15 protein-coding genes are annotated in these 24,741 nt (G+C 45.2%); 3 read left to right on the top strand and 12 right to left on the bottom strand.

Annotated elements, in window-relative coordinates; genetic code table 11:
* Positions 1–80: 80 nt before the first annotated feature.
* The 5 genes from NBH16_RS07180 to NBH16_RS07200 all read right to left on the bottom strand — a co-directional run bounded on the left by NBH16_RS07180 (position 81) and on the right by NBH16_RS07200 (position 8,069).
* Positions 81–1,370, bottom strand: coding sequence for a nucleotide sugar dehydrogenase (locus NBH16_RS07180; RefSeq protein ID WP_008780508.1), 1,290 nt, complete (start codon positions 1,368–1,370; stop codon positions 81–83).
* Positions 1,371–1,559: 189 nt separating this feature from the next.
* On the bottom strand, positions 1,560–2,852 hold the full coding sequence (locus tag NBH16_RS07185) for a TolC family protein (protein WP_009276023.1): 1,293 nt from the start codon (positions 2,850–2,852) through the stop codon (positions 1,560–1,562).
* Between the two features lie 5 nt (positions 2,853–2,857).
* Positions 2,858–5,902 carry an efflux RND transporter permease subunit gene (locus NBH16_RS07190; RefSeq protein ID WP_005868335.1) on the bottom strand — a complete coding sequence of 1,015 codons (3,045 nt, stop codon included), beginning with the start codon at positions 5,900–5,902 and terminating at the stop codon, positions 2,858–2,860.
* A 10-nt stretch (positions 5,903–5,912) separates the two neighbouring features.
* Positions 5,913–6,962: an efflux RND transporter periplasmic adaptor subunit gene (locus NBH16_RS07195; RefSeq protein ID WP_008778321.1), complete on the bottom strand. Its 1,050-nt coding sequence runs from the start codon at positions 6,960–6,962 to the stop codon at positions 5,913–5,915.
* Between the two features lie 93 nt (positions 6,963–7,055).
* The gene (locus tag NBH16_RS07200; RefSeq protein ID WP_195205574.1) at positions 7,056–8,069 is read right to left on the bottom strand and encodes a DNA/RNA non-specific endonuclease; all 1,014 of its coding nucleotides are present in this window, start codon (positions 8,067–8,069) and stop codon (positions 7,056–7,058) included.
* Positions 8,070–8,305: 236 nt separating this feature from the next.
* Here NBH16_RS07200 and NBH16_RS07205 point away from each other — a divergent pair, with 236 nt between their 5' ends.
* A complete protein-coding gene (locus tag NBH16_RS07205) occupies positions 8,306–9,364 on the top strand; it encodes an ankyrin repeat domain-containing protein (protein ID WP_196007453.1) in 1,059 nt (352 codons plus the stop codon).
* Between the two features lie 177 nt (positions 9,365–9,541).
* Here NBH16_RS07205 and NBH16_RS07210 read toward each other — a convergent pair whose 3' ends face one another.
* Positions 9,542–10,567 carry a DUF1848 domain-containing protein gene (locus tag NBH16_RS07210; protein WP_122382945.1) on the bottom strand — a complete coding sequence of 342 codons (1,026 nt, stop codon included), beginning with the start codon at positions 10,565–10,567 and terminating at the stop codon, positions 9,542–9,544.
* Positions 10,568–10,691: 124 nt separating this feature from the next.
* Positions 10,692–14,048, bottom strand: a complete 3,357-nt coding sequence (locus NBH16_RS07215; RefSeq protein ID WP_122382946.1) for a protein kinase family protein — start codon at positions 14,046–14,048, stop codon at positions 10,692–10,694.
* A gap of 339 nt (positions 14,049–14,387) precedes the next feature.
* Here NBH16_RS07215 and NBH16_RS07220 point away from each other — a divergent pair, with 339 nt between their 5' ends.
* Positions 14,388–14,801 carry a hypothetical protein gene (locus tag NBH16_RS07220; RefSeq protein ID WP_122382947.1) on the top strand — a complete coding sequence of 138 codons (414 nt, stop codon included), beginning with the start codon at positions 14,388–14,390 and terminating at the stop codon, positions 14,799–14,801.
* Positions 14,802–14,873: 72 nt separating this feature from the next.
* Here NBH16_RS07220 and NBH16_RS07225 read toward each other — a convergent pair whose 3' ends face one another.
* A complete protein-coding gene (locus NBH16_RS07225) occupies positions 14,874–16,154 on the bottom strand; it encodes an ATP-binding protein (protein WP_121960916.1) in 1,281 nt (426 codons plus the stop codon).
* A gap of 411 nt (positions 16,155–16,565) precedes the next feature.
* Here NBH16_RS07225 and NBH16_RS07230 point away from each other — a divergent pair, with 411 nt between their 5' ends.
* A complete protein-coding gene (locus tag NBH16_RS07230; protein WP_005868326.1) occupies positions 16,566–17,207 on the top strand; it encodes an HU family DNA-binding protein in 642 nt (213 codons plus the stop codon).
* Here NBH16_RS07230 and NBH16_RS07235 read toward each other — a convergent pair.
* The 4 genes from NBH16_RS07235 to rhaD all read right to left on the bottom strand — a co-directional run bounded on the left by NBH16_RS07235 (position 17,204) and on the right by rhaD (position 24,736).
* Positions 17,204–19,423 (bottom strand): alpha-L-rhamnosidase-related protein, encoded by a 2,220-nt coding sequence (locus NBH16_RS07235; RefSeq protein ID WP_005868324.1) that lies wholly within the window; start codon positions 19,421–19,423, stop codon positions 17,204–17,206. The genes NBH16_RS07230 and NBH16_RS07235 overlap by 4 nt on opposite strands.
* A gap of 142 nt (positions 19,424–19,565) precedes the next feature.
* Positions 19,566–22,163, bottom strand: a complete 2,598-nt coding sequence (locus NBH16_RS07240; RefSeq protein ID WP_250788299.1) for a family 78 glycoside hydrolase catalytic domain — start codon at positions 22,161–22,163, stop codon at positions 19,566–19,568.
* Between the two features lie 20 nt (positions 22,164–22,183).
* On the bottom strand, positions 22,184–23,932 hold the full coding sequence (locus NBH16_RS07245; RefSeq protein WP_250788300.1) for an alpha-L-rhamnosidase-related protein: 1,749 nt from the start codon (positions 23,930–23,932) through the stop codon (positions 22,184–22,186).
* Positions 23,933–23,935: 3 nt separating this feature from the next.
* A complete protein-coding gene (rhaD, locus tag NBH16_RS07250; protein WP_009017902.1) occupies positions 23,936–24,736 on the bottom strand; it encodes a rhamnulose-1-phosphate aldolase in 801 nt (266 codons plus the stop codon).
* Between the last annotated feature and the right edge of the window lie 5 nt (positions 24,737–24,741).

Consider the following 24,741-nt stretch of genomic DNA (forward strand, 5'->3'; position numbering starts at 1 on the left):
GCAAATAAAAAAAGATATTGTACAACACATTTTTTTAAGTTTATCGAAACTTCTTTGCAGCTTGTGTTACTTTTTAACAATTACAGACTCCAATAGATCATCTGATGGATGCTACCTCGATAGACTCCTTTCACGTCCGCCAACACGGCATGTTCATTCGTGATCGACATGAAGTAGGACTCATCCAGCTTCAAATAAGTCGTATGAGCGACAGCTACCACTACCGCGTCATATTTCTTCCCGGGCCTCTCTACTAACCGGATACCGTACTCTTGCAATACTTCCAAAGGGGAAGCGAACGGATCCATCACATCGACCTCGGCTCCGAAGTCCTTAAACTCATTGATAATATCGGCTACTTTCGAGTTACGTATATCCGATACGTTTTCCTTAAAAGTCATACCCATCACCAACACATGCGCTCCTAGGATATTTTTCCCCTGCGAGATAATCTTTTTCACGACCTTCTTTCCGATATACCGTCCCATGGAATCGTTCACGTAGCGACCGGAGTTGATCATCTTCGTGTGATATTGCAATTCTTTGGCTTTATGCACCAGATAGTAAGGATCTACCCCTATACAATGCCCACCTACCAATCCGGGAGAGAAAGGCAGGAAATTCCATTTCGTTCCGGCGGCTTTCAAGACATCAAACGTATTTACCCCCATTCGATCGAAAATAATGGAAAGCTCGTTCATAAGGGCTATATTCACATCACGCTGGGTATTCTCGATAATCTTGGCGGCTTCGGCTACCTTGATACTAGGCGCACGGTGCAACCCCGCTTGAACGACCAGCTTATAGACTTCCGATATCGTTTCCAAAGCTTCGGCATCGCAGCCGGAAACGATCTTCACGGTATTTACCAAGGTATGTACCTTATCACCCGGATTGATTCGTTCCGGTGAATATCCAACCTTAAAGTCCTCTCCTACTCTCAACCCTGAAACCTCCTCCAAGATCGGGATGCAATCCTCTTCCGTACATCCCGGATATACGGTAGATTCGTATACTACATAATCGCCTCGTTTAAGGACTTTGCCTACCGTGCGAGTCGCACCCAACAAAGGGGATAGATCCGGCTCGTTATGGCTGTCTATCGGGGTAGGAACAGCTATCACGTAAAAAGAAGCCTCCCTTAGCTTCTCTATAGAAGAAGTAAATGTGATGTCCTTATGTTCAAATACCTCAGAGGAAAGCTCACCACACGGATCTATACCGTTCCGAAGCTTGTCCAAGCGATCCTCGTTGATATCAAATCCGATAACGGAAACATGTTTAGCGAATTCCATCGCGATAGGAAGCCCGACATATCCTAGTCCGATTAGGGCAAGTTTTGTTTGTTTATCTAGTAACTTTGTATACATCTTATTATTTCATCATTCTACTTAAAAAGTCCGGATTCCGACGAGTATCCCAAACAGACAAGATTGTATGCAAATGTAGCAATCTTCAGTTTACCTAACGGAATAAAGGACGTTTTATTTCATAAAGAAGGTCCCTTATCTCGTTTCCAAAATAAGGGACCTTGTCTTCTAAGTATAAATATGTTTCTTTTACTGCAAACGGCGGATACCTATAGCCTTGTTATATTGGGCTAAAGAAGCCTTTTGCTGATACCAAGTCTGGATCAAGCTACTGTAAGACTGAATCCATGACAATTGGGCGGAGAGCACATCCAAGATCGGTAGTTTACCCTCGTTGTAGCTGAAGGTATTCAAATCAAGGTTCTCCTCGGCAATCTTACAAGCCTCTTCCGCGACGGTAATTTGTTTCGTATACTCGGTTAGGCTTGTCCATGCGTTCGCTACCTCTTGAGCGATCTTATCACGCGTATTGTCCAAGGCGTATTCCTTACTACGAAGGATGGCCTTCTGGGAATTTACCTCCTTGAAACGGGCTCCCCAACGGAACAAAGGTATCTTCAAGGAAGCGAAGACGGCCGGAGTCCACAACTGGTCCGAACCTTTCACGTTCAACATCGGCGTACCCCAAGTACCTTGAAAACCGATCGCCAAAGACGGGTTATATTTCGCCTTCGACAAATTGATCTGTCTCTTTTGATACTCTATGTTCAACTCGGAAATAGCGTAGTCCGGACGATTCCGAAGAGCTACATCCTCTCCTACTTGCAACGGCAAGGCCAGATAGGTCGTAATGGAATCTTCCACCTCGATCGGGTCTAACGGAGATACACCCATCAATGAGTTCAAGTTCTGTAACGCGATCTGATATTCCTTATAAGCCGAGCTTTTATTCAATTCCGCTTCTTTCAAGCGGGACTCCACTTGCAATAAATCGGTCTTGCTGATCTGGCCGTCATTGAAACGGATCGTCAACACGTTCGCCAACTCCCCGACAATGTCTACATACTGACACATCACATCGTACATACCTTTACGTGCGGCGGCCGTCCAATAGTTCAAATCGGCGGAATAAACGATATTATCCGTTGTCAATTCTTCCGCTTGCTCGGTGATCTTGCCTTGTACCTGAGCTGCCTTATAGTTATTATAGATCTGTCCGCCGGCATAGATGGGCTGGCTCACCGTAGCGCCTAGGCTATACGTATTATGGTCCATCTCTACGGACATGCCCGGTCCGAAATCCAAATCATATTTATTGATACGGTACTGATAACTGCCGGAGAAGTCCACAGAAGGGAAGAAACCGGTCTTAGCGGCCTTGATCGCATGCTGCATAGCGATACGCTCCTCAGAGCTTTGCTTGATCTGACGGCTGTATTCAAGGACCCGTTCCTTATATTCCACAGCCGATAGCCGGGCGTCTTGCGCTTTAGCGGACAAGGCACCCAACAATAAACAACCTATGATTATTTTATTTCTCATACCTTTTACTCTGATTTAATCTTAAAGAAAACACAATAAGTAACCGGAAGCACGAAGATCGTCAAGATCGTAGATACGAACAGACCACCCATGATGGTAGCCGCCATACCGGCGAACATAGCGTCACCCAACAACGGCAACATACCTAAGATCGTCGTACCGGAAGCCATCGTCACCGGAACGATACGGGTTTTCGTTGCCTCTATCACGGCATTCACCGGAGACAAGCCCGCGTTCAATTGCAAACCGATCTCGTCCACCAGCACGATCGCATTCTTGATATTCATACCGATCAAGCCCAACAGACCCAGCATAGCAAAGAAGTCGAGAGACTTACCGAACACCAACAATCCCAATACCACACCAATGAAGATCAACGGCAGCATCGCCATGATCAATACCGGTTTCCGGTAATATTTCGGGAATAAGAATAACAAGGTGACATAAATCAAACCGAACATCAACGGGATATTAGCGGCGATCGCCTTATTACCTTTATCTTGCTCGGATTGCTCACCGAAATACGTCATCTTATATCCTTCCGGCACCTGAATCTTCTCCTGTACCTCTTTCCACAAATGACTGAAAGCAGCCATCGTATTGGCGCCACGCTTCGGCTCACACTGCATAAGCATACACGGCTCACGGTTGAATCGTCTCACTACGTTAAACTCATAATCCAGCGAGAAATCATCGATCACCTGCTCCACTTTTACCGAACGGCCTTTAGCGCTATAAACCGGCAAAGTCTTTATATCATTCAGACTGATAGAATCCTTATCCGCATCTTTCAGTAAGATCGGCATAAACACGTCGCCCTCACGATACTCACCCAAAGGTACGCCATTCGTAGCCGAACGCAAGGAATAAGCCACCTGCTGACGGGTAATACCCAGACGCAAACCTTTCTCTTGGGAATATAGCGGCTTCCATACCGGAACCTTGTTACCCCAACTATTGCGAACCTCCATCACCTGATCATAATTCCGGGCGATCTCCTGCGCCCTTTGCGTCAAGGCAACCAACGTATCTACGTTATCGCCGATAAAACCGATCTCGATCGCCGCATCCGGAACCGGAGACAAGGCGAACAAAGCCGAACGGGTCAATATATTCGGATAGTTAGCGACCATATAATCGTAGAACTTACCCTCTTCCGCTTGCGCATCCTCCGGATCTTGTGTCTCGATCAACACATTGGCGAAGTTTGGCTTCGGACCGATAGAAGAACTGGCCAAGTAATAACGTACCGGCGAACCTCCCAAGGTAAACGAGTATGATTTGATATTCTCATTCTTGCTGAGATATTCCTCCTCTATCTTCTTCACGTTCGTCTCCACGTCGTAGATGCTATATCCTTCCGGGAAGATCAAGTCCGCACGGAAATAAGGCTTGCTCATGATCGGGAAGAAACTCTGCGGCATGATGCTCATCACGAACAAGGAAAGGAATAACGTAGCTACCACGGTAGAGATCGTTACATATCTACGCTTGATCAAACGGCCCAATACCGACTCAAATTTATGATACAGCTTCGTATCGTACGGGTCTTTGCTCTCGCCCGGTTTCGCCTCTTTCAAGATAAAATTACCGAAGGTAGTCGTTTGCGTCAAGGCCAAGACCCAGCTTAATCCCAAGGATACCGCCAATACGATAAACAACGGTTTCACGATCTCGGCCACGGATGCCGGTGCCAAGTACATCGGCAAGAAAGAACATACGGCGATAAAGGTAGCGCCCAACAACGCCCACTGCGGTTTCGTCGCACCATCGATCAACGCCTGATAACGGGAAAGTCCCCGCTTGATACCGACTTGGGCATTATCCGTCACCACGATAGCGTTATCCACCAACATACCCATAGCGATAATAAAGGCCGCCAACGAGGTTCGGTTCAAGCCGACACCCCAGATCAACATGATCAATAAGGTACCACCTACCGAGAACAACAACGAACTACCGACCAACATACCGGCACGAGACCCCATCACGATAAAGATAATCACGATAACGATCAACAACGACTCGATCAAGTTCAAGATAAAACCGTTGTTCGCCTCATCCGCGATCTTGTTCTCCGGATAGATCGTTTTCAGGTCCATACCCACCGGGAACAGCTGCTCCATCTCCGCTAAATGATCCGCCACGGCGTTACCCACGGCAACCACATCGTCTTTCGAACCGGTAGCGACACCGATACCGATGGCACGCTTACCGTCCACACGCATCAGGTTCGAGGGAGGGTCCATATAACCACGCTCTACCGTAGCGATATCTCCCAAACGAACCTCACCGCCACTTTTCGTCACGATCAATTGGTCCCGGATATCTTGTATATCCTTATACGTACCTTCCGCACGCAAACGCAATTGATAATTACCGGTATTGATATCTCCCGTATTCACCAACAAGTTCTGCGTTTGCATCACCTGCTGGATAGCGTTCGGGTCGATACCTAGGTTAGCCAGTTTCGGGATAGAGATCTTTACGTTGACAACTTGTGTCTGTTCACCGAATAGGTAGACCTTCTGTACACCCGGTACAGGAGATAGCTCCGTCTTGATCTTTTGCGCCCAATTACGCAGGTCGTCGTAAGTATATCCCTCATCGGCCGTCAAGGCATAATAAATTCCGAATACGTCACCGAAGTCATCACTAACGGATATCGAGGAGGCGCCAGACGGAAGGCGGGGCTGTATATTCGCCACCTTACGACGCAACTCGTCCCACTTGACCGGCATATAATCCGGAGACAAGGTAGGCTGCAACTCAATAGAAATCTTGGACATACCGAAATAAGACTCAGATTTGATCTGGAACACATCCGACATAGCCTGAATCTCCCGTTCGATCGGCTCAGTCACCAGCTTCTCCACCTCCTGAGGTGTCGCTCCCGGATATTGGGTAACCAAAACCGCTTGCTTGATTACGAAGGGAGAATCTTCCTTCTTCGGCAATTTAAAGAAAGAATATATACCTCCTATCAGCATGACCGCTAGGAAAAAGTATATAATCTTCTGATTCTCTAAGGAATATTTTGGAATATTCATTGTTTATCTCTTAATCTGTTAATACTTTTACCTGTTGTCCATCCACCAAACGAGTGGCTCCGGCTGAGACAACCTGTTCGCCGGGTCGCAAGCCATCCGTTACGATCACGCCATCCTTGCCGATCAGCATAGACTCGGTAATCTTGCGACGCTCAACCTTTTGAGACTGCCCATTATAAACAAACACATACTTATCGCTATTGGCATCGTCAGCCACGACAGCGGCTAGCGGAACCAATACGGCGCCTTGCGTGAAACTCTCGCTATCCACGTTCAAGATCACACGGCAAGAGAAACCTACGGCTACCTTATATTTCTCTAAATTAAAGTTCGGATCATCGATATACAGATATACGGGAACGCCGGAACCATCCGGAGAGGCTTCCACGTATTCTTTCACCTTCGCCTTGAAGCGAACGCCCTTGTAATTATCGAATTCCACATAAACAGAATAAGGAGAAGAGAAGTAATTGATATTACTCTCCGGCATCGTAAACACGACCTGTAACTTATTCGGGTTGATCAAGCAAACGATTCCTTGTCCGGCCTGTACCTTCTGGTAATTCTCCACATATTTCTTCTGGATAAATCCATCGAACGGCGCACGAAGCTTTGTCTGGTTCAATGTATTTTGCGCATACTCGAAAGCCGCCTTGGCATTTGAGTAAGAGGCTTCCGTAGACTCATACTCTTGCTTGGAGATAGCTTGTTTGGACAATAACTTCTTCGCACGTTGCAATTGCGCCTCAGCGGTCTGGAAAGACGCTTTCTTCGCCTCATATTCCCATTTAAAGTCCAGCGGATCAATCTCGGCCACGATCTGTCCCGTACGGACCTTCTGGCCTTCATCCACGTTTAATGAGATCAGCGGGCCGGACATCTTAAACGCCAAATCACTGAATTGATCGGGCGATACCACTCCACTGAATGATTTCTCAACCATGTTCAGAGAAGTAACGTCCGCCAATTTAACTGGACGAGGACCTTGCTCCTTAACGGGTGGTTGGCTACAGGAAACCAATGCTGCCAAAACAAACACAGGGATTAATTTTCCTTTCATGATAACTTGCATTTTGTTATTTAATTATGATTTCTTTTTCTTCACAGTAAATATAAAACATTCTCGCCTAGAGATTGTTGAGCATAACGTGCCTTAAAAAGACCAACTACCATCATTCACGTATGCTTCCATCGGATTTTCTATCGAATCAGGCAAAGAAGGGAAAAAGTCAATTCCGGTAACCTTCTCAACGCTATCGATAGGGATCATCATCGATTTCAACGGAGTCTTTCCATAGTCTTTATTATCAAACAGAAAACCTACCCCTTCTGGTTTACCGTTCGTTATCGTACAGATTACCTTATAAAAGGTCTTCGGGATTCCCACCCGATTCTTGCCTAATCGTTTCAGGTCGTCCGTGATCACCGGGCCGGTCACGATCAACAAAGAGCCATTCTCTTTCGCCCACAAACGAGCCTGCTCTTCCAGATCTTTCCAGATACCTCGGTTCAAGCCGGGCTTTTGCGGACAGATATTACTTAGGTAGAACGATTCCCGCATGGCCTTGGCGGACCATTTCATATCGCCGGCAGGCGCCATATGCCCTCGGTCATAGCCGGAACGGGTATAGTCCTCGTTCGTGGCGGTAGCCCCTTTCACTATGGGGTCCGAGACGAACTTATTAGACCGCTCGTTCTTCTTACTTGTCGCCTCTTTCGAGGTCAGTTCATAGGCTACCCAATTGGCGATCTTATAATCGGAATTATAAGAAACCGTATAGCCCTCATGCTTTATAACCTGCTCTTTTTGTTTATTCTTTAGTCTCGGTATCTCAGCTCCCCCTTGAAAAGTATAAGCGGAGGTCTCTTTCTTTGGGTTCGTCGCTTGCTTGTTTTTCGTCGCTTGTGCGGCTTTCTTACCCGATGTTCCGGAACCGCCCTTGTCCGAGATCTTCGGACGGACTATTGTCTCCGCCCGATCCTGTTTCTTCTCTACAGGCCGTGTCTTGGATACCGGATAAAACCAGTTATATATGAATAATACACCGATAAAACAAACAACTACCGCAAAAGCGCCAAGAAGCATCTTCTTTACAGAAGACATGAATGATGATGCCCGCTTCTTCTTGCTTTTCCGGAGTTGAGGCTTACCTTTCTTTTTTGCCATACCTAAAACTTCCTATTTTTAACCTTTCGTATTGGGCGCAAAAATAGATAAATCCGGCATGTTATACAACACTATTCTAGGATAGTATTGGTCTCGATTACTATAAAAGACGGCTTAATTTAATGCAGACAGCATCCGGTGCAAATTCTTAGGGAAAATCATCGGTGGAATAATAAATATCTGTAACTTTGCTTACGGTAACAGAGTGGTATTTAATTTATCAACAAATATTTCTTATGGAAGAACTCTTTCGACTCGTACGGGATGAAAACGACATTGACAAAGCCTTGTCTATGATTCGTTCGGGCTACATGCTGGAACCGTCTTACAAGGACCAATACAATTGCAGTCTCTTGTTCCATGCCATTTATCGGAAAAGCCTAGAGCTGGTCAAAACACTGGTGGAAAAAGGCTTTGACGTGAATGACAGGTTGCCCGATGGTGCGACACCCTTGATGTCTGCGGCCAAAAACAATGTCATCGACATTGCAGAATACCTGCTGGAGAATGGGGCGGAGCTGGATGCGTGTGACGAGGAAGGTTGGACTGCCTTGATGACTTCCGCTTCTTTCAAACATTTCGACATGATGCGTTTTTTGGTTGAAAAAGGCGCAAATATTCATGCAAGAGCCAACTGGGGATACACAGTCCTGTTCTATGCCGTGATAAAAGGAAGCCTTGCCGATGTCCGATACTTGGTAGATAAAGGTGCGGACGCCAACGATAAGAACGATGGCGACCGAACCGTACTGATGGACGCGGTAACAAGAAACGACCCGGAAATGGTACGTTTTCTCATAGAACGAGGTGCCGATGTGAAGATACGGACAACTGAAAACAACTGTTGCGTGTTGGGAGAAGCCGCCCGTTGGGCTAACGCGGAGATTGTGCAACTGTTAATTGAGCATGGCGCGGATGTCAATAATGTCGATACGATGGGAATGACCCCATTGTTGTATGCTGCCACACACGATAATGTCGAAGCTGCCCAAATGTTGATAGAAAACGGAGCTAACCTAGAAGCTCGCGAACGATATAAAGGTTTCACCCCTTTGCTGTATGCCTGCCATTTGCTCAAGCCGAAAATCATACCTTTGCTGGTAGAGAAAGGGGCAGATTTAAACGCAAAAGACAAGAAAGGCAAGACCCCATTGGGGAATGCCTGCAAAAAAGGAGGGCTTGAAATAGTGAAGTACTTAGTGGAACATGGAGCCGGTTTACAGGTCGGCAAAAAGAATGTAGCGGATGTGGTAAAAGACAAAGCGATCAAGCAGTATCTTTCCGAATTGCCATGAATCTCATATTGAATCAGACAATCCTTAATAAATTACTGTAGTTATGTCAATGCATGCAATAGAAAGTTTGGTGGAATATTCCGTAATAACCATAGCGACCGCTTCGCCTGTTCCGCCTACGGCACAAAGACTGCGGGTACACGGCCTTGCGAGTTCGTGACGAACTGGAAAAATCGGTTATCTCTCCCTGCTCTCACCGGAGCAATTGCCCGAACCCGAGCGTTCTGAACACTGAGCCACATTCTTTTGTACGCATTCCCTACTTGTATTGGCATAACAATAGACACAGAAATGGCGGCAAGTGTTATACCTACCGATATCTTTGCTTATCATGCAACTACAGGCTTTCCGTTGGCCTTTGTCTTTTAGCTCTTTGCGTTTGTCGGGTAAAGCGGGAAACGTACCAAAAAGATCCGGTTCGGGTAATTGGCCTGTTCGAAGATAATAAACCAATTCATAATCCTCCCCAAACACACGCTCCATTAAATCACCGTCGATACACCGGTTATGCTCAATGCCATAAACCGCAAGGTCAATGTCCTCGGCACAAGTAGCGAGTGTCACATTCCAACCAGTAGAAGCCCAAATTTCCCTCAACTTCACCAATCCCTCTACAGTTTCTTGACGTTGCATCGCATTCATCTCAGCGGTTTCCACATCCTCTTTCGTAAAGCAATTCGTCTCTTTTATAAGATTGTTCTGTACCTTACGATACGCCTTTACATCTACGAAACTGAACACGAGCTTATCAGTATATCCTTTCAACTGATTGCCGATCTTCCAAATACGGCTAAGCAGGACACGAGGCGTGATAGATGGAGTCATAATCAACGGATCAAATCGCCAGATCACCCGTTCCTTCCCTATCATTTCCGACAACTCCCGAAATGTCTCCACCCGTTGCGTAACGCTCGGCACATTCGGCTCAAAGCCTTCGCTCACATAGTCATTCAACGTGAACTGGAAATAATAATGGATACCCCTCCTATCCAACTCATGCAAATAAGGCAATATCAGCTTCGGGTTCTTTGTCCAAAACACGATTGCCTTACACCGCTCAAACGACACATACATCTTCCGCCGATTAAACGGATTATACCAAACACAATACCCCTTGGCCAAACGATTAAAGAACCACTTGGCATAAAAGGCCGGAATATCCGTTGACCGGCTGGCCGAAATGATGATGGGAGCAAGTATCATTCTATTTTATATTTTTCACCTATTATAATTTCAATGCTATTCATTAATACTCCTTAAAGCATATTCAACGTTCATGCCTTACAGCAAATAAAAGAATATAGACAAATCATTTACAATATTTATACTAAAAATCATCATCTAGTCCAGAATATCTCCTAAAACACTTATCAAGTTTTATTTTTTCATATATATTGTTTACACTCTTTTCTCCAAAATGGATATTTCTCTTATAATTAATTAAATTATTTTTAATTATTTCAAGAAACTCAACTTTCTCCCATTCGCTATTAATAGTCATACTTGGACATTCCAAAAAATGAACAATTTTGCATTCTTTACATTCATCATCATATAAGACACGATTTTTTATATAAAGCACTGACAATCGGCTAAAATATTTCAAAACTAAGTCTTTATTCCATGGAACAGCATTATTTAAAGATAACAATTTCCAATTCCAATTATCTATATATTTGTCTATTAGATTTTCACACCAAGGAATCGATTTATTTCGACTAAGATTTGAATAATTCCAATTATCTCTAAATTCATCTATAAAATCATCTGACCAAACTAAACTTTCATCAAGACTTAAAGTATTCCAATCCAAACTTTTTTTATTAGCTCTTATATATTCAATCGAAAATAAAGGAGATACACTATTTTCCTTCACCTCAGCAACTGACTGATATTCTTCTAAACCACTTCTGATTGAACAATCAACAATAGGTGTAGTATTTTTAAAAAAACAGTTGTCACTATTAATCTCGTTTCCCATCTTAACAGATTTGAGAGATGATATTTTACCCTCATCCCAATATTTAGAAAGCAATTCTATATTTTCAAGAAACAAAATATTATGTACAAATTCGTAATCATTACCACATTTTTCATTCATCTCCTTTAGTAACTGAGGGGCTAGTGGCAAATATGGATTTGAACGCAATGTATGCACTTCTATTTTCTCCTTAAAGCGCAGTATCCATGACAATTTCCATGGTATTTCATTATTTTCTTCACAAAAGCGATAAAAATTTTCATCGTAAAAAAATAACTTTATTTGAGAAAAATAATTTTCTAAAACAGAAAGCAATGAATAATCCCACTTTATCTTTTTATAAAGCTCATTCAGATCTACCCAAAATGTATTTTCATCCCGATGTGTCAATATCAAAGAAAGATTTTCATGGAAATTTTTAATATTATCCTTATATGAAATAGACAACTCTAAATTGGGACATTGTATTATATTGTATTTAATTGGATAGCATAGATCTCGTTCATCCCATTTTTCTTTAAAAATTTGATATAACTCATCTGTCCACAAATATTCTGAACGATTATTACACAAAATATGCCAATTCCATTTATTTTTAAATCTATTTATTAAAGCTTTATTCCACAAGAGATTTCCAATCTGTTCTTTATCACTCAAAATATCCCAATCTAATTGAGCTTCATAATTTTCCAAGAAATATATAGACCAAATATCTTGTGGTATATTATCACTATCACAAAGGATAGACCAATCCCAGTAATCCGAAAATATATTTATTATATCTTCCGTCTTGATAAACATTCTATTCGCCGATAAATTTTTCCAACAAAAAACATCTAAAGTTTTTTGTTCCATCCAAAAACGGACTAATTCATAATTAACATGCACTTGTTCATCTAGACATAGATAACTAACAATTAATTTATTTACACTTTCACTTTCTATAGTTTTATAGCATTCACCATCTGCCCCACCACCATCGCCATAGTATTTAACGACACCTTTAACTTCAATAAATTTCCATTTTTGATCATAATATTCCACTAAATCATCACACATATCATCTAAAGGACTAGGTATGTCATCTAAAGGTTTAAATAAGTCATCTGAAAAATTATTTAAAGGTAAGCAAGATGGCTTTATTTTAGATAAATTAAAACTATCATTTGGTGCAGGAATAATAGGAATTAGATCATCAATTGAAAAAGCCACTATAAATTCAACTGGCAGATAGAATTTTTCTTTATTTACACGCTTTAAATACCACTCTCTATAATTCATAGATGCATTAATCCAATATTTACAGAGTATTGGTTTTATTGCATTAATAGAATAACAATAGTCACCTTCTTCATCAAACCGTTCTGTTATAAAGTTCCAAAACCAACAAAACATCTCTCGCTTTAAATAAGGAGCATCTATACTTTCTTTACCATGTTCAAAATACCAAAGATCAAGAGCCTTAAAATATCTATCAACCCACAAACATCCTAATTTTAAAAAGTTCTTCCTTTTTTCAGAAAGAAAACAAAGATCTTGCTCTTGTACAAATATTGGCCAATCAATACATTCTTTTAGAGCATTTATCGTCTTATCATTCCACTCTATATGTTTATTTTTACTGATCTCACTCCAACCGAGTATTTTTTTATAAATTAAAAGTTCTTGAAAAGAGAATTTCTGAGTAAGACATATATTTTTCAAAAAATCAGACTCTCTGTCTAACGCTTTATAATTGTCTATAAGTTGTATATTCTCTAAATTTACACCTAATGCTGCTGATACAAACAATACAGAATTCACATCTTGTTCATATATAATCTTATAATATAAAGCCATTAAAACTTTCACATCAATATTCCCATACAACAATAATAGCTCATCGCTTATACCGATTTTTTTACAATAGATTCCGTTCAAAACTTGTTCTTCAAACAGAGAAACATCCTTATTTAATAATTTACATTTTAAATAGACAACTGCCTTAATAATAAATAGCAAATCAAAATAAATTTCATATTTATCACTTTCTTCCGCTGTTAAAAAAAACTTACATATCCCAGCAACACTAAAATATCTCTGTTGCTCACCTTTAAATGGCATATACAAATTATCATAATCAACCAATCTTATATCATTATCCTCTTGAACTATAATATTATCGAAAGATAAATTACCATGAATAAAATCTTTTGTAAATAAATCAGACACAACTTGTATAAACCTCAAATAGATAATATTCAACTTTTCTAAATGATTCGGAATCCATACATTTAGCGTTTTCAGACAATCACCAAGCGTTACTCCCTCAATCCAATCCATTAATACAGCCGGGACATTCCCTTGATATATAATTGAATCAATTGTAATTGTCACATATCTAAAGTCCACAAGATATGAAGGTTGCTCATTGTACTCAAAATAATTCACATAAGAGTTATAATTTTTTTTTCTTATCATTGATAGTTTTTCATTAATCTCATCCCCCTTGTTTATTGCCCTATTAATAGTATCAGAAATATAGCATTTCAATGCGTAATATTTACCATTACAGCTATCCTGCATCTTAAAAACTACAGATCTTTCTCCATTCTGGCTTATATTACATGGTAACAAATGTAGATTAGGGCATTCATCTATTACAAATTTACCCTCTTGGATAATGCCCTGCCATTGTTCTTTAGATGGATATAACATCTTCATAATACACCACTCCTATCACATTTTAAATAAATACAAAATTCAAAATAATCGTATTCGGACAAATAACCCATTTCATTACCTTATTACAAGTACGAAGCTTATGCAATGGTGATTATTCCCTTCATAAAGATAAACATTATGTTACGCACCATCCCACCACACCTAAAAACAAATGGATTCGACATGATGGAAACATCACAAATATAGCGAATTTCCATCATCTCCCCCCTACAAATACCCACAAATACGCCTTATCAAACAAAATATCTATTACCTTTGCCCCAAACCTTAGCCTAGGTTTCATACTAGAACATTAATAACTTTATAAAAATTTACGCTATGGATATTTTTGATTTACTATTCGGTTGGGGCGGGCAGGCCATGCAGTTAACATTCCAATATGGATTTATCCTTAAAGAAGAAGATTTCCTTGAGCTTACCGATGAGCAATACGTGCAGTTTCACATCAAGATGGGGGAATGTAACGAAAAGGTCTTTTTGATCGCACCGGCAGATCCGAGAAACGCAATAGAGGCGGACTCAACGGAGCTACCGATCGTAACCGAATCCCAAAAGGACGCTTTTCTTGAGGCTGCCAAAGACATAGAGAAATATTGCGAAGGAAAGGATTTCCATACGGATGAGGAGAAGTTACGGTTTGCGGCGAGACATATGCCAGATATATTCTCCAAAGGCTCCAAATATGAGAAATACTCTAAATTCTCAGTCACCAAGCGACAGAAAGGCAAGTAGATAATGCTTTCCCGTATCGTCATCGCCTTGGGTGTAGGCGATGATGATAACCGGGATCAGCCCTTTGCTACTTCATACCGCATAAAGAGGAATATTCGTCAGGTTGCCTTGCTCCTTGTAAGGCAGCATGGAATATCGCTCCGCATGCAGGCTTGGTACCTTGTCCAATAAGTTCATCAAGGAATTAGCCCGGACATTTCCTTCGGCCTTCACTTCTATCGGGATCATTTCCGCTCCCCGCTGGATGATGAAATCAAGCTCTAGGCGCGAATTGTCCGCCGTATGATAATAAATGGGAGACACGCCTTTGCTTTTCATCTGTTGCAAAACGTATTGCTCAGTTAGTCCACCCTTATACTCCTTGAATATATCATTCTTTATTAAGACTTGCGCAGGATCGGTCTGGACCATCGCTCCCATCAAGCCAAGGTCTACCATATAAAGCTTGAAAGCCGATAAGTCCTCGTACACGGCGAGCGGCAACTCGGGTTTTGCGCATCGAGGTACCTTATACAACAAACCCGCATTGACAAGCCATTGTATGGAAAGCTCAAAGTCGTTGGCCCTCGCGCCTTTACGTAAAGCGCCATAGATAAACTTCTTATTCTCCTTGAATAATTGAGAAGGCACACTGTTCCAAACCATCCGGATACGCGGCACTTGCTCTTTGGGCGCATGTTTCGAGAAATCAAGATCGTAACCTTGGAGAATCTCCTGCTGGATACGCCTTACCTCCCGTAAAGCTCCGGTCTCCACGTATTTGGAAACAGCCTCCGGCATGCCTCCCACATAATAATACTGGCGGAGAAGATCCACATACTTCTCATGCAACAGACTCATCATCCCATAGTCACGGCTCATAAGTAGTTTACAGGCCTCTTTCTCTCCTTTCGCCATAAGAAACTCCTCGAAACTCATAGGATACAGGTTGATGACATTAACCTTACCTACCGGATATGATACATTCTCATGCAAAGAAATTCCCAAAAGCGAACCCGCCACCGCGATATGGTAGTCCGGAGCTTCCTCCTTAAAATACTTCAACGCCTCCAATACCTCCGGAATATCTTGTACCTCATCCAAAATGACGAGCGTATCACCCGGAGTAATATCCACCGAAGTCATGGCACGGAGACCACGCAAAATTCTTTCCACATCAAAGTCCTGCGTAAAAAGCTGCCGGGCAAGATTGTTCTTACGACATACGACATAAGCCTCTTTCTTATATTCAAGCCTGGCAAACTCATGGAGTAACCAAGTCTTGCCCACTTGTCTGGCACCATTAAGGATAAGAGGTTTTCTGTCCGCTCTTTCTTTCCATTCAATAAGTTCCTTTAAAACAGTTCTTTCCATATGAATACAACATTTTTACGCGGATAAATATAGCTAATCATCACATTTTTCAGCACCAATTCGCCATACAAATATACATAAATACGCGGATATAAGGTATACGGACGTACATTTTTACGCGGCATACGTTCTTTTACCTACCTGTCTACCCTCTACTCCCCTAAGCAAAAAACGCTCTACTCCTATATGAATTCTTGCTCGATAGCTTATGGATTCTTGTTCGCATACTGTATAATTCTACAAACCACGACGTGGTCTGTACAGATCAAGACGTGGAATATACAAATCACGACGTGGTCTATATATTCCACGGTGATAATTTGGAAATAGATCAAGTAGTTAGTATATTTGTATATAGTAAGAAGAATGTTTTTAACTTGAAGATACAAACAATTATACCTAGTAGCAGTTATGGCAGAATATATCAAGCAAGAGATGTGCGACCTGAACGGGACGGGGGAAAAGCCGGTGTATTATCGGATGAAGATACAACGGAACATGGACATGGAGGATTTCGTGGAACGGATCACCTACCCCGGATCGGGCTTGAGCAGGGGTAGCGTAATACAGGTGATGACGACAGTAGCGGAACATCTGGCCTATTGCATGGCGGAAGGGCAGTCGGTCACGTTGGATGGCATCGGTACGTTCACGCCCCGCCTAGGCGTAGCGAAGGACAAGGAGATCGACTCGCTGGATGGTGACGAACCGAAGCGTAACGCACGGAGCATCGAGGTGAATGGTATCAACTACCGGGCCAACAAGGAATTGATACGGGAGACTAACCTGCGTTGCGATTTAAGACGGGGAGGTATCAGCCGTGTCCGGAAATCGCCCTTCACCGAAGAGGAACGCCGGACACGGGCATTGGATTACCTGGATGAACACCCATTCTTGCGCATACAAGACTACATGGCTGTCACCGGACTAAAACGTAGTAGCGCAAACCGTGAGCTACTACGCCTCAGTAGCGACCCGACGAGTGGAATCACCCTATCGGGTTATGGAAGCCACCGGGTGTATGTCCGCAGGAAAACAGAGGGCGATCACTAATCCACTTGATGGTGCCCCGGGTCGAGATGCTTGCGAGTGCCGTTCGGTCTTATCAGTTCGGCGGAGGTGCCTTCCGGGATTTGGAGATCGAACTTCAATCGCTTGCCTTTCTTCTTGATACTTACTCGGATGGTTCCATAATGAGTCTCTAGGCTGGCAGAGGCTTCCGATAAGGAACCCAATTGAGGCGAGATCTTAAAGGTACGGAAGCCGGGAGAGGTTGGCTCGATACCACAGACCTTCTGGCTCAATAAGGTAAGCGGGCCACCGCTCCAAGCGTGATTGATCGTGCCGCCACCGAAGCCCTCGGCTCCGATGCCCCATCCCTCGAACAAGGTCGTGTATTCGGCATAATCCAGCATACGGGTGTAACGTTGCTTCATCCGTTCCAAGGCAAACGCCGGCTCGCCCATCTGGAAAAGAGCCTCTAGGACATACTTCTCCATATAAGGGCTGGCGTGATACTCCTTTTTAAGTACCTTCGTCAGCGCCGGATACTTATCTTTCGAGGCCAGCCCGGAAACAACCGCCATGGCTTGGGAGCGATCGTCCGTCTCCCCTTTATAGCCGGGGGAGCGATAGGCGGAACCTGTCCAGAACTTCGTGTCGAAACAACGTTCTATGCTACGCATCATCCGGGAGATCTCATCGGCATCCTTATCCTTGCCGAGTTGCAGGGCGAAGGCTCGCTCCGCTTTCAAGGCCAGATAATACCAGCAATTGGTCAATACACCCATATCGACATGCTCGCCCCAGTCGCCCCAGCTCCAAGCGCCTTGACGCTCGATCACCAAGCCACTCTTATCGACTTGCCAAACCTCGTGCAGGTAACGGCGCATCCGGTCGTATATCACCGGGACGAAACTACTGTCGGCACTATAATAATATTGCGTATAAAAACCGTACCAACCGATAGACGCCAACATCTGTAAAGGAAGCTCCTTATCCCAATTACCCGCCGGAACCGGAGCGTAGAGCGTTCCGTCCTCCCGCTGCCAATTCATTAATTCATGGATGCCTTTTACGGCTAGTTTCTGCCCGGACGGAGAAAGGGCGTAGAAAGCCTCGCCTAGCTCATTCACCTCGTCACCCCACCATTGGGCACGTTCACGATCCGGACAGTCCATATAATTATCACGCATCGTTATGTATAAGGTGCGGGCAGAACGTTGCCAAAGCTCGTCGTAGAACGGGTCGTCACAATGGAAAGAGCCGGCGAGGTCCGTGTTGTAACCGGTCTCACGGTATTTCACATCCAGCACCTTCACGCCCTCGGGGATGATGTAATAGACCTCATGGCCGTTCATCCAGCCATAGCTTTCGTATTCCTGCTCACCCTCACGGGTGATATATTCGGCACGTACGTTGCGCTCGCTTCCTCCCTCGTAATTATCCATCCGTATGTGGATGGTTTTCCCGGCTTCCGCCTCTACTTTTAGATACGGAGTGATCTGGGCATTATAGGGCAAACGACAGAACAGGGTATCACCTCTCAAGGATTCCCGGACGGATACATAGGATAACAGGCCGCTGTTTTTCCACTGGGGTATCGGACGTTCCACCAGATCCCCGAAAGGAGCTTTCCCCGCCTTACCGACGCAGACCGCCCCCGGAAGGGAACCTTCGAAACTCGTACGGTTCCAGTTTGTTATCGCTTGACGGGCATCGAAGCGGATATTACTCTCCGGCATACGGTAATTCGGGAAAGGGGCCTCGGTATTTTGATAGGCCTCATACAAGGCGCACTGCCAGCTCGCATCGGAGACGATCTCCAGTCCCGGAGCAATCGCCTCGAATAACAAAGCCGCTTTCCCGCTGTTGATATGACTGAAACCATCTTTCCCGAAATGCCAGAGCAAGATAGCGATGGTGTTCGAGCCTTTTGTCAGGTAAGGGGCGATATCTACCGGATCGTAATAAGTCCCGGAAGGAGAAGGTCCTCTTTTCAAGCCACCCTCAAAGATAACCAGTTGGTCGTTGATCCAAAGCCAATACTTGGAATCGGCGGCGATACGGGCGATGAGTTGATTCGGGACATTCGTCACAGCGAATGATTTACGGTAGATCAACCAAGTATTCGTAGCGCTTTGGCAACGCTCGGTATTGATCCATTGGGCTTTCCAAGGGAAGGAAGCGGGACAACTGTCCGAGGCAGTCACTTTTATCCAGCTGAAAGATAGGAGAAACAATAGAAGAGCAAGAAGTAGCTTGTTCATACGTTTAATCTTTAAGGTTCTCAATTATTTGCTTTCGAAATCCCCAGTTGTAGAGACGGGGCACGCCCCGTCTCTACAACTGGGTAAAATAAGCCAATATAGGCGATGTCATTACCGGCTTACTAAAGTCATACGGTTCTTATCACACCGGATATGAAAACGTATGCGTACCGGCGGATACGGTCTCGGTCTGATCGCCTACCACGATATCGGCGGAGCAATCAGCCGGAATCGTCACGGTAAGCATAACCTTATCCCCTTCCCGTTTCCATTCGCTGGCGATACGGCCGCGTACGGAATGGTACTCACCTTTCGCCCAATCCAGTTCTTTCACGAAATGAGGCGTGATACGGATATGACGGAAGCCCGGAGCCGAGTCGTCATGATTGATACCGGCCAGCTGGTTCATCATCCAAGCGGAGACATCTCCCATAAAGACGTGGTTCAAGGAAGCGTCGGCAAACTTCGGACTAAGTGTCCACGTCTCCGGCAATGTGGAGTAACCCATCGTCTCTACCCAATATCCCCAAGAAGGTGCCTCGGTCTTCGTGATCATCTTCATGGCATCCTCGATATAGCCATATTTCGTAAGCATGGCCGGAACGGTCTTACTGCCTAATAGACCAAAATCCAAGAAATAGTTATTTCCCGCTACCACCTCACGCAGCTTATCCGCCACGAGTTGTTCCTTTCCTTCCGGTACAAGTCCCAGATACAAGGCCAAGGCTTGCGCCGTTTGGGTCCCTTCGGCATACACACCGGTCTCGGCGTTGAAGAACTTCTGGTTGATCAAGGATTTGAGCGTATTCGCTTTCTCTTGATAAGGAGCGGCGTCCTTGCCCAGCAAAGAGGCGAAGCGAGCCATCAACTTATAATCCAGATAATAGTAGGCGGTAGAGGTATATTCATTATTCGTCGTAGCTTTCCAATACACCCAGTCACCCAAGCCAAACGGCAAGTAACCGTCTTTCTCTTTCGTCTTCAAATAATCCAGATATCGCAGCATCGTAGGATATAAGCGTTCTATACTGCGAGACTCTCCATAATAATCATACAAGGCGTTCGGGATGATAAACATGACAGCGTCCCAAACCGGACCCGGCCACTCGCCATATCCCCAACCGCTGGAAGGGATGATACCGGAGATCTCACCCGCCTCACGCTGGTTGTCGATAATGTCATCCATCCATTTCTCATAAAGCGTGATACCATCGAAGCCCAGCAAACCGAGGTCGATCGCAATATGTGCATCGGCTGTCCAGCCATTCTTCTCCCGTTGCGGACAATCGGTCGGGATACTGTGCAGGTTACTGCGGTAAGCCTGCATCGTAGCCTCCCAAATCTTATTCAATAGAGGATTCGAACAAGCGAAGGAACCGGACGGACGGACATCGGTATGCATAAACAAGCCGGTCAAGTTCTCTTCCGTTAAAGTAACGGGACGGCTACTCTCCACCTCCACGTATTGGAAACCGTGATAAGAGAAGGAAGGCATGAAGATCTCCTCCTCTCCCGTACCTTTCAAGGTAAAGACATCCATCTGGAATACCTCGTCCGGTTTGACCGGATGATAATATACATTGATATTGCCTTGCTCCAAGCGACCATCTTTCTTCAACAACTCACCATGTTTTAACGTGATACGGGTTCCCGCCTCACCTTTCACCTTCAAGCGGCAAAGGCCGGACATGTTCTTCGGGAAAGAATATACATATAACTGATCGGAGAAACGTTTCATCGACACGGGCCTCACCTCTTCCGTGATACGGATTCCCGGCATTTGCTGGGCTACCAACAGAGGTGCCGGAGCCTGCGCCGGAAGTGCCGCTTCCCATTTACTATCGTCGAAATGAGCGGTTTTCCATCCGGCCTCTTCCAGCCGGGCATCGAATTTATCGCCGCTGTATATATTATTATAGGTATAGGCCCCGGTGGAAGTCTTCCAAGTCTCGTCCGAACCAATCACCTCCGTCGTACCATCCGTATAGGTAATACGCAACTCACATAGCAGGCGGGGACGATCCCGCCAGCGTGCCTCATGAAAATTCCAGACCGCCACGGACTGCTCATTGTACCAGCCGTTTCCCAGAACAGCGGCCACGGCGTTGTCGCCTTGCTTCAGCAAAGAGGTAACATCATGCGTCACGTACAAGATACGTTTATCGAAATGCGTATACCCCGGGTCCAGATAATTCGTTCCGACCCGCTCGCCATTGATGAATAGCTCATGATACCCGGCAGATGCTACGTACACACGGGCATCCTTCACTTCCTTGCCTACCGGGAAAGACTTGCGGAACAGAGGGGCAGGCTCGAACTCTTTATCCTTATGATCGGTAATCCAAGAGGCAGACCAATCCGAGGGATCGAACTTAGCGGTCTCGAAAGAAGCCGTCTCCGAGGTAGCGCACGGACGCCCTTCACCATCCCATACCGTAACATTCCAGTAATAACGGGTATGAGGTTTCAGGGCCATTCCTTCCGCATAGGGCCGCAAGTCGTTCGGACTCGTACCGATCCGTACCTCATAGCGGGAAGCCTTAAAGCCCTCCTCATTTCCGGAGTATTCCCATGTAAAGCGAGGAGACGAAGTATCCAAGCCGATAGGCTCCGTAAGGTATTCCGTACGGAGATTCGTAGGTATCGTTAATTCATTATTGCTTTTACAACCGCCTAATAAGAGGGCGGCGAAAGCGTAGATGCAAATAGTTTGTTTCATATATTCTATAATTATATACATTCTACAACTAAGTATAAGAGCTACGGGGTAACTCGTATCTCTTCAGGAGCGTTGATATGGCTTATCACCTTACCGTCCGCACCTTTCTCATGCCGGATCTCAATCACCCCATAAGGCGTGGGGAACGTACCTTCCACCCATTCGAGATCTCCCAGATGTGGGATGATACGTACCGTACGGCAACCCGGTTCCACCACTTGTACGCCCAATACGTACTCGCTTAACCACGATGTGGGGCCCGAAGCCCATCCATGGCACAAGCTATGGCGGAAACCTTGATAGCAATACGCTCCATAATCTCCATGAATATCTTTCTTTCCAGCGGGGACCAGCTCATCAATACGCCCTGCATCCGGAAGCCATTCCATATTGAAATCCTCCCAAAACGTAGTAGCACCTACATCCAGCATAGCTCCCCAATACGTACGGATCACATCTAACGCACCTTGGTAATTACCAGCCAACGCCATCGCCCGTAGCATATAATACCCGTAAAACGTAGAGAAGCCTTTCGCCCCGTCCACCGCCAAGCAACGCTCGTTCGCCTCCTTAGCATCCATGATACCCGCCAGAGCCATCAAAGCGGCGGCCTGTTTATCCCCGGGCGTAATCCGATCTTTCTCCGAAGGAAATCGGGATTTCTTCCGAAGGGAAAACTCAATAGCCTTGGCAGCTACCATACGGCATTCCGAGGCCAACGCATCCTCGCCTAAAACGGTACATAACTCCTCTCCCGCACGCATGGCTTGTATCATCAGCGATTGAAGGCCGGCATCGATAGCGGGTGTATTCTCACTGGAAGGCCAATCCAAGAAACGGTTCCCATCCAGTCTCTCTTGTCCGCTTGGGTCAACCTTCGAGATCAAGTGACGCAACAAAGCAGTCATATAAGAGCGTTGCTCTTGTAGATACGCAAGATTCCCTTGGTAATAATACCAATCCCTCTGGATCAACAACCACCAGATCGAGTACGAACTGATACCGTTCATCCAACTAGGCAGCGGCGTAATATCCCGAATCAAATCCAAGCTCTTAGGAACCACCTCATTATAACCGAAGACGGTACTGACCGTCATTACCTCCGGATGTAAATCCCCCACCCAGACCAGACGATCCCGTTTTACGCCGTCCCATAGATATTCCTGCATATTCAAGTGGACCGTGTACGCACCTGTCTTCCAGATCCGGTTCAACCGCTCGTCATTACAACGGAAAGAGCCCAGATAAGGAATATCCCGAAACGTAGAGATCGCACGGACCTCTTTTAATTGCAACTCCGTAGAATCACCCAATACATCAATACGCACGAAACGGAAACCGGAATTACCGATCTCCTGCACGCCCAGCCAAGGGAGCGATACCACGAAATCCCGCATCGCATGATCGTTGCTCGCCCCGTTTGCGCCATCTATCTCGCACATAGCCTCACTAACGGACTCGCCGAAACGAACCCGCACGGAAACCGGATCGTGAGACGGCGGCATACCGGTCACCAGCTGAAGACCGCCTTGCAACTCCTTCCCGAAATCAAGCAGCAAAGCGGGATGTTCGGTTGGCGTACTTTTCAACACACACAACCGATTATTCGCCAAATCCGACTGTCCGTTGCCCGGAACAAGCAAATGGTTCGCTCCCGTAATTCGCAAACTATCTTGCTGCCAGACAATACGGACCGGGGCGATATACTCCCGTGTCCGATGGTCTCGCTGCTGGGCGAACAACGTGAACGAACCGATCCCTATGAATAGAATGATTAATTTCTTTCGCATACGCTAGAGTCCAAAAGCCGGAACCAAGTCATCCAATTGCTGCTCCGTCATACCTTCCGGCTCGTAACCGGTCATGCGGGCACTGAAATAGATCTGGGCGGATTTACTCAACGTATCGATCGCATCGAAGCACTCGATCAGGTCCTCACCGACGGCAAGGATACCGTGCTTCTCCCAGAACACCACGTCGTGCTCCTCCAACTGACGGATCGTAGCGTGCGCCAACGCCAAAGTGCCCGGTATCTCGTAAGGAACGATACCGACCCCTTTCGGCACGATAATCCGACATTCCGGGATCATACTCCATAACGTGCGGGTAATCTTCTCCGAATCCAAGAACGGCTTACAATGCGTCATGCCGATAATATCCGTCGGATGCGTATGCAATACCACCCGGTTATCCCGTCCCTTCGCACGCAAGAAATTGTGCATCAACAAATGGGAAGGCAACTCGGAAGTCGGTGGGATCGGTTGCTCCGCTAGGATATCATACGATTTCCCATCGGCGGCGATACGGATCAAAGAGCCGTTGGCGAAAGGATCTTTCGCCACGTAACGCATCCGTTTTCCGGTACCCGTCACATAAAAGACGTGCCCGCATAAGGCCGTCATCGCCTCTTGCAAGGGAATCGAGGAAACCAAAGCCGGCAACGCCTTCTCCTCCTCGCTCAATAAAGTAGTCAGGTTCACCGATATATTCCCGCCGTTTCGCTCAGCCCAACCCTTGGTCCACAAATAGCCGGCGACCTCGGCGATACGATCTATTTCCGCCATCAGGCGTTCATTGTTTCTTAGTATTATCATGTCTA

This window comes from Parabacteroides sp. Y3-G-102 (genome assembly GCF_023656845.1).
Taxonomy (GTDB): domain Bacteria; phylum Bacteroidota; class Bacteroidia; order Bacteroidales; family Tannerellaceae; genus Parabacteroides; species Parabacteroides distasonis.

What these genes read in the sequence shown, in the direction of transcription:
- NBH16_RS07180 (WP_008780508.1), bottom strand. Translation starts at nt 1,370, where the DNA reads ATGTATACAAAGTTACTAGATAAACAAACAAAACTTGCCCTAATCGGA.
- NBH16_RS07185 (WP_009276023.1), bottom strand. Translation starts at nt 2,852, where the DNA reads ATGAGAAATAAAATAATCATAGGTTGTTTATTGTTGGGTGCCTTGTCC.
- NBH16_RS07190 (WP_005868335.1), bottom strand. Translation starts at nt 5,902, where the DNA reads ATGAATATTCCAAAATATTCCTTAGAGAATCAGAAGATTATATACTTT.
- NBH16_RS07195 (WP_008778321.1), bottom strand. Translation starts at nt 6,962, where the DNA reads ATGAAAGGAAAATTAATCCCTGTGTTTGTTTTGGCAGCATTGGTTTCC.
- NBH16_RS07200 (WP_195205574.1), bottom strand. Translation starts at nt 8,069, where the DNA reads ATGGCAAAAAAGAAAGGTAAGCCTCAACTCCGGAAAAGCAAGAAGAAG.
- NBH16_RS07205 (WP_196007453.1), top strand. Translation starts at nt 8,306, where the DNA reads ATGGAAGAACTCTTTCGACTCGTACGGGATGAAAACGACATTGACAAA.
- NBH16_RS07210 (WP_122382945.1), bottom strand. Translation starts at nt 10,567, where the DNA reads ATGATACTTGCTCCCATCATCATTTCGGCCAGCCGGTCAACGGATATT.
- NBH16_RS07215 (WP_122382946.1), bottom strand. Translation starts at nt 14,048, where the DNA reads ATGAAGATGTTATATCCATCTAAAGAACAATGGCAGGGCATTATCCAA.
- NBH16_RS07220 (WP_122382947.1), top strand. Translation starts at nt 14,388, where the DNA reads ATGGATATTTTTGATTTACTATTCGGTTGGGGCGGGCAGGCCATGCAG.
- NBH16_RS07225 (WP_121960916.1), bottom strand. Translation starts at nt 16,154, where the DNA reads ATGGAAAGAACTGTTTTAAAGGAACTTATTGAATGGAAAGAAAGAGCG.
- NBH16_RS07230 (WP_005868326.1), top strand. Translation starts at nt 16,566, where the DNA reads ATGGCAGAATATATCAAGCAAGAGATGTGCGACCTGAACGGGACGGGG.
- NBH16_RS07235 (WP_005868324.1), bottom strand. Translation starts at nt 19,423, where the DNA reads ATGAACAAGCTACTTCTTGCTCTTCTATTGTTTCTCCTATCTTTCAGC.
- NBH16_RS07240 (WP_250788299.1), bottom strand. Translation starts at nt 22,163, where the DNA reads ATGTATATAATTATAGAATATATGAAACAAACTATTTGCATCTACGCT.
- NBH16_RS07245 (WP_250788300.1), bottom strand. Translation starts at nt 23,932, where the DNA reads ATGCGAAAGAAATTAATCATTCTATTCATAGGGATCGGTTCGTTCACG.
- rhaD (WP_009017902.1), bottom strand. Translation starts at nt 24,736, where the DNA reads ATGATAATACTAAGAAACAATGAACGCCTGATGGCGGAAATAGATCGT.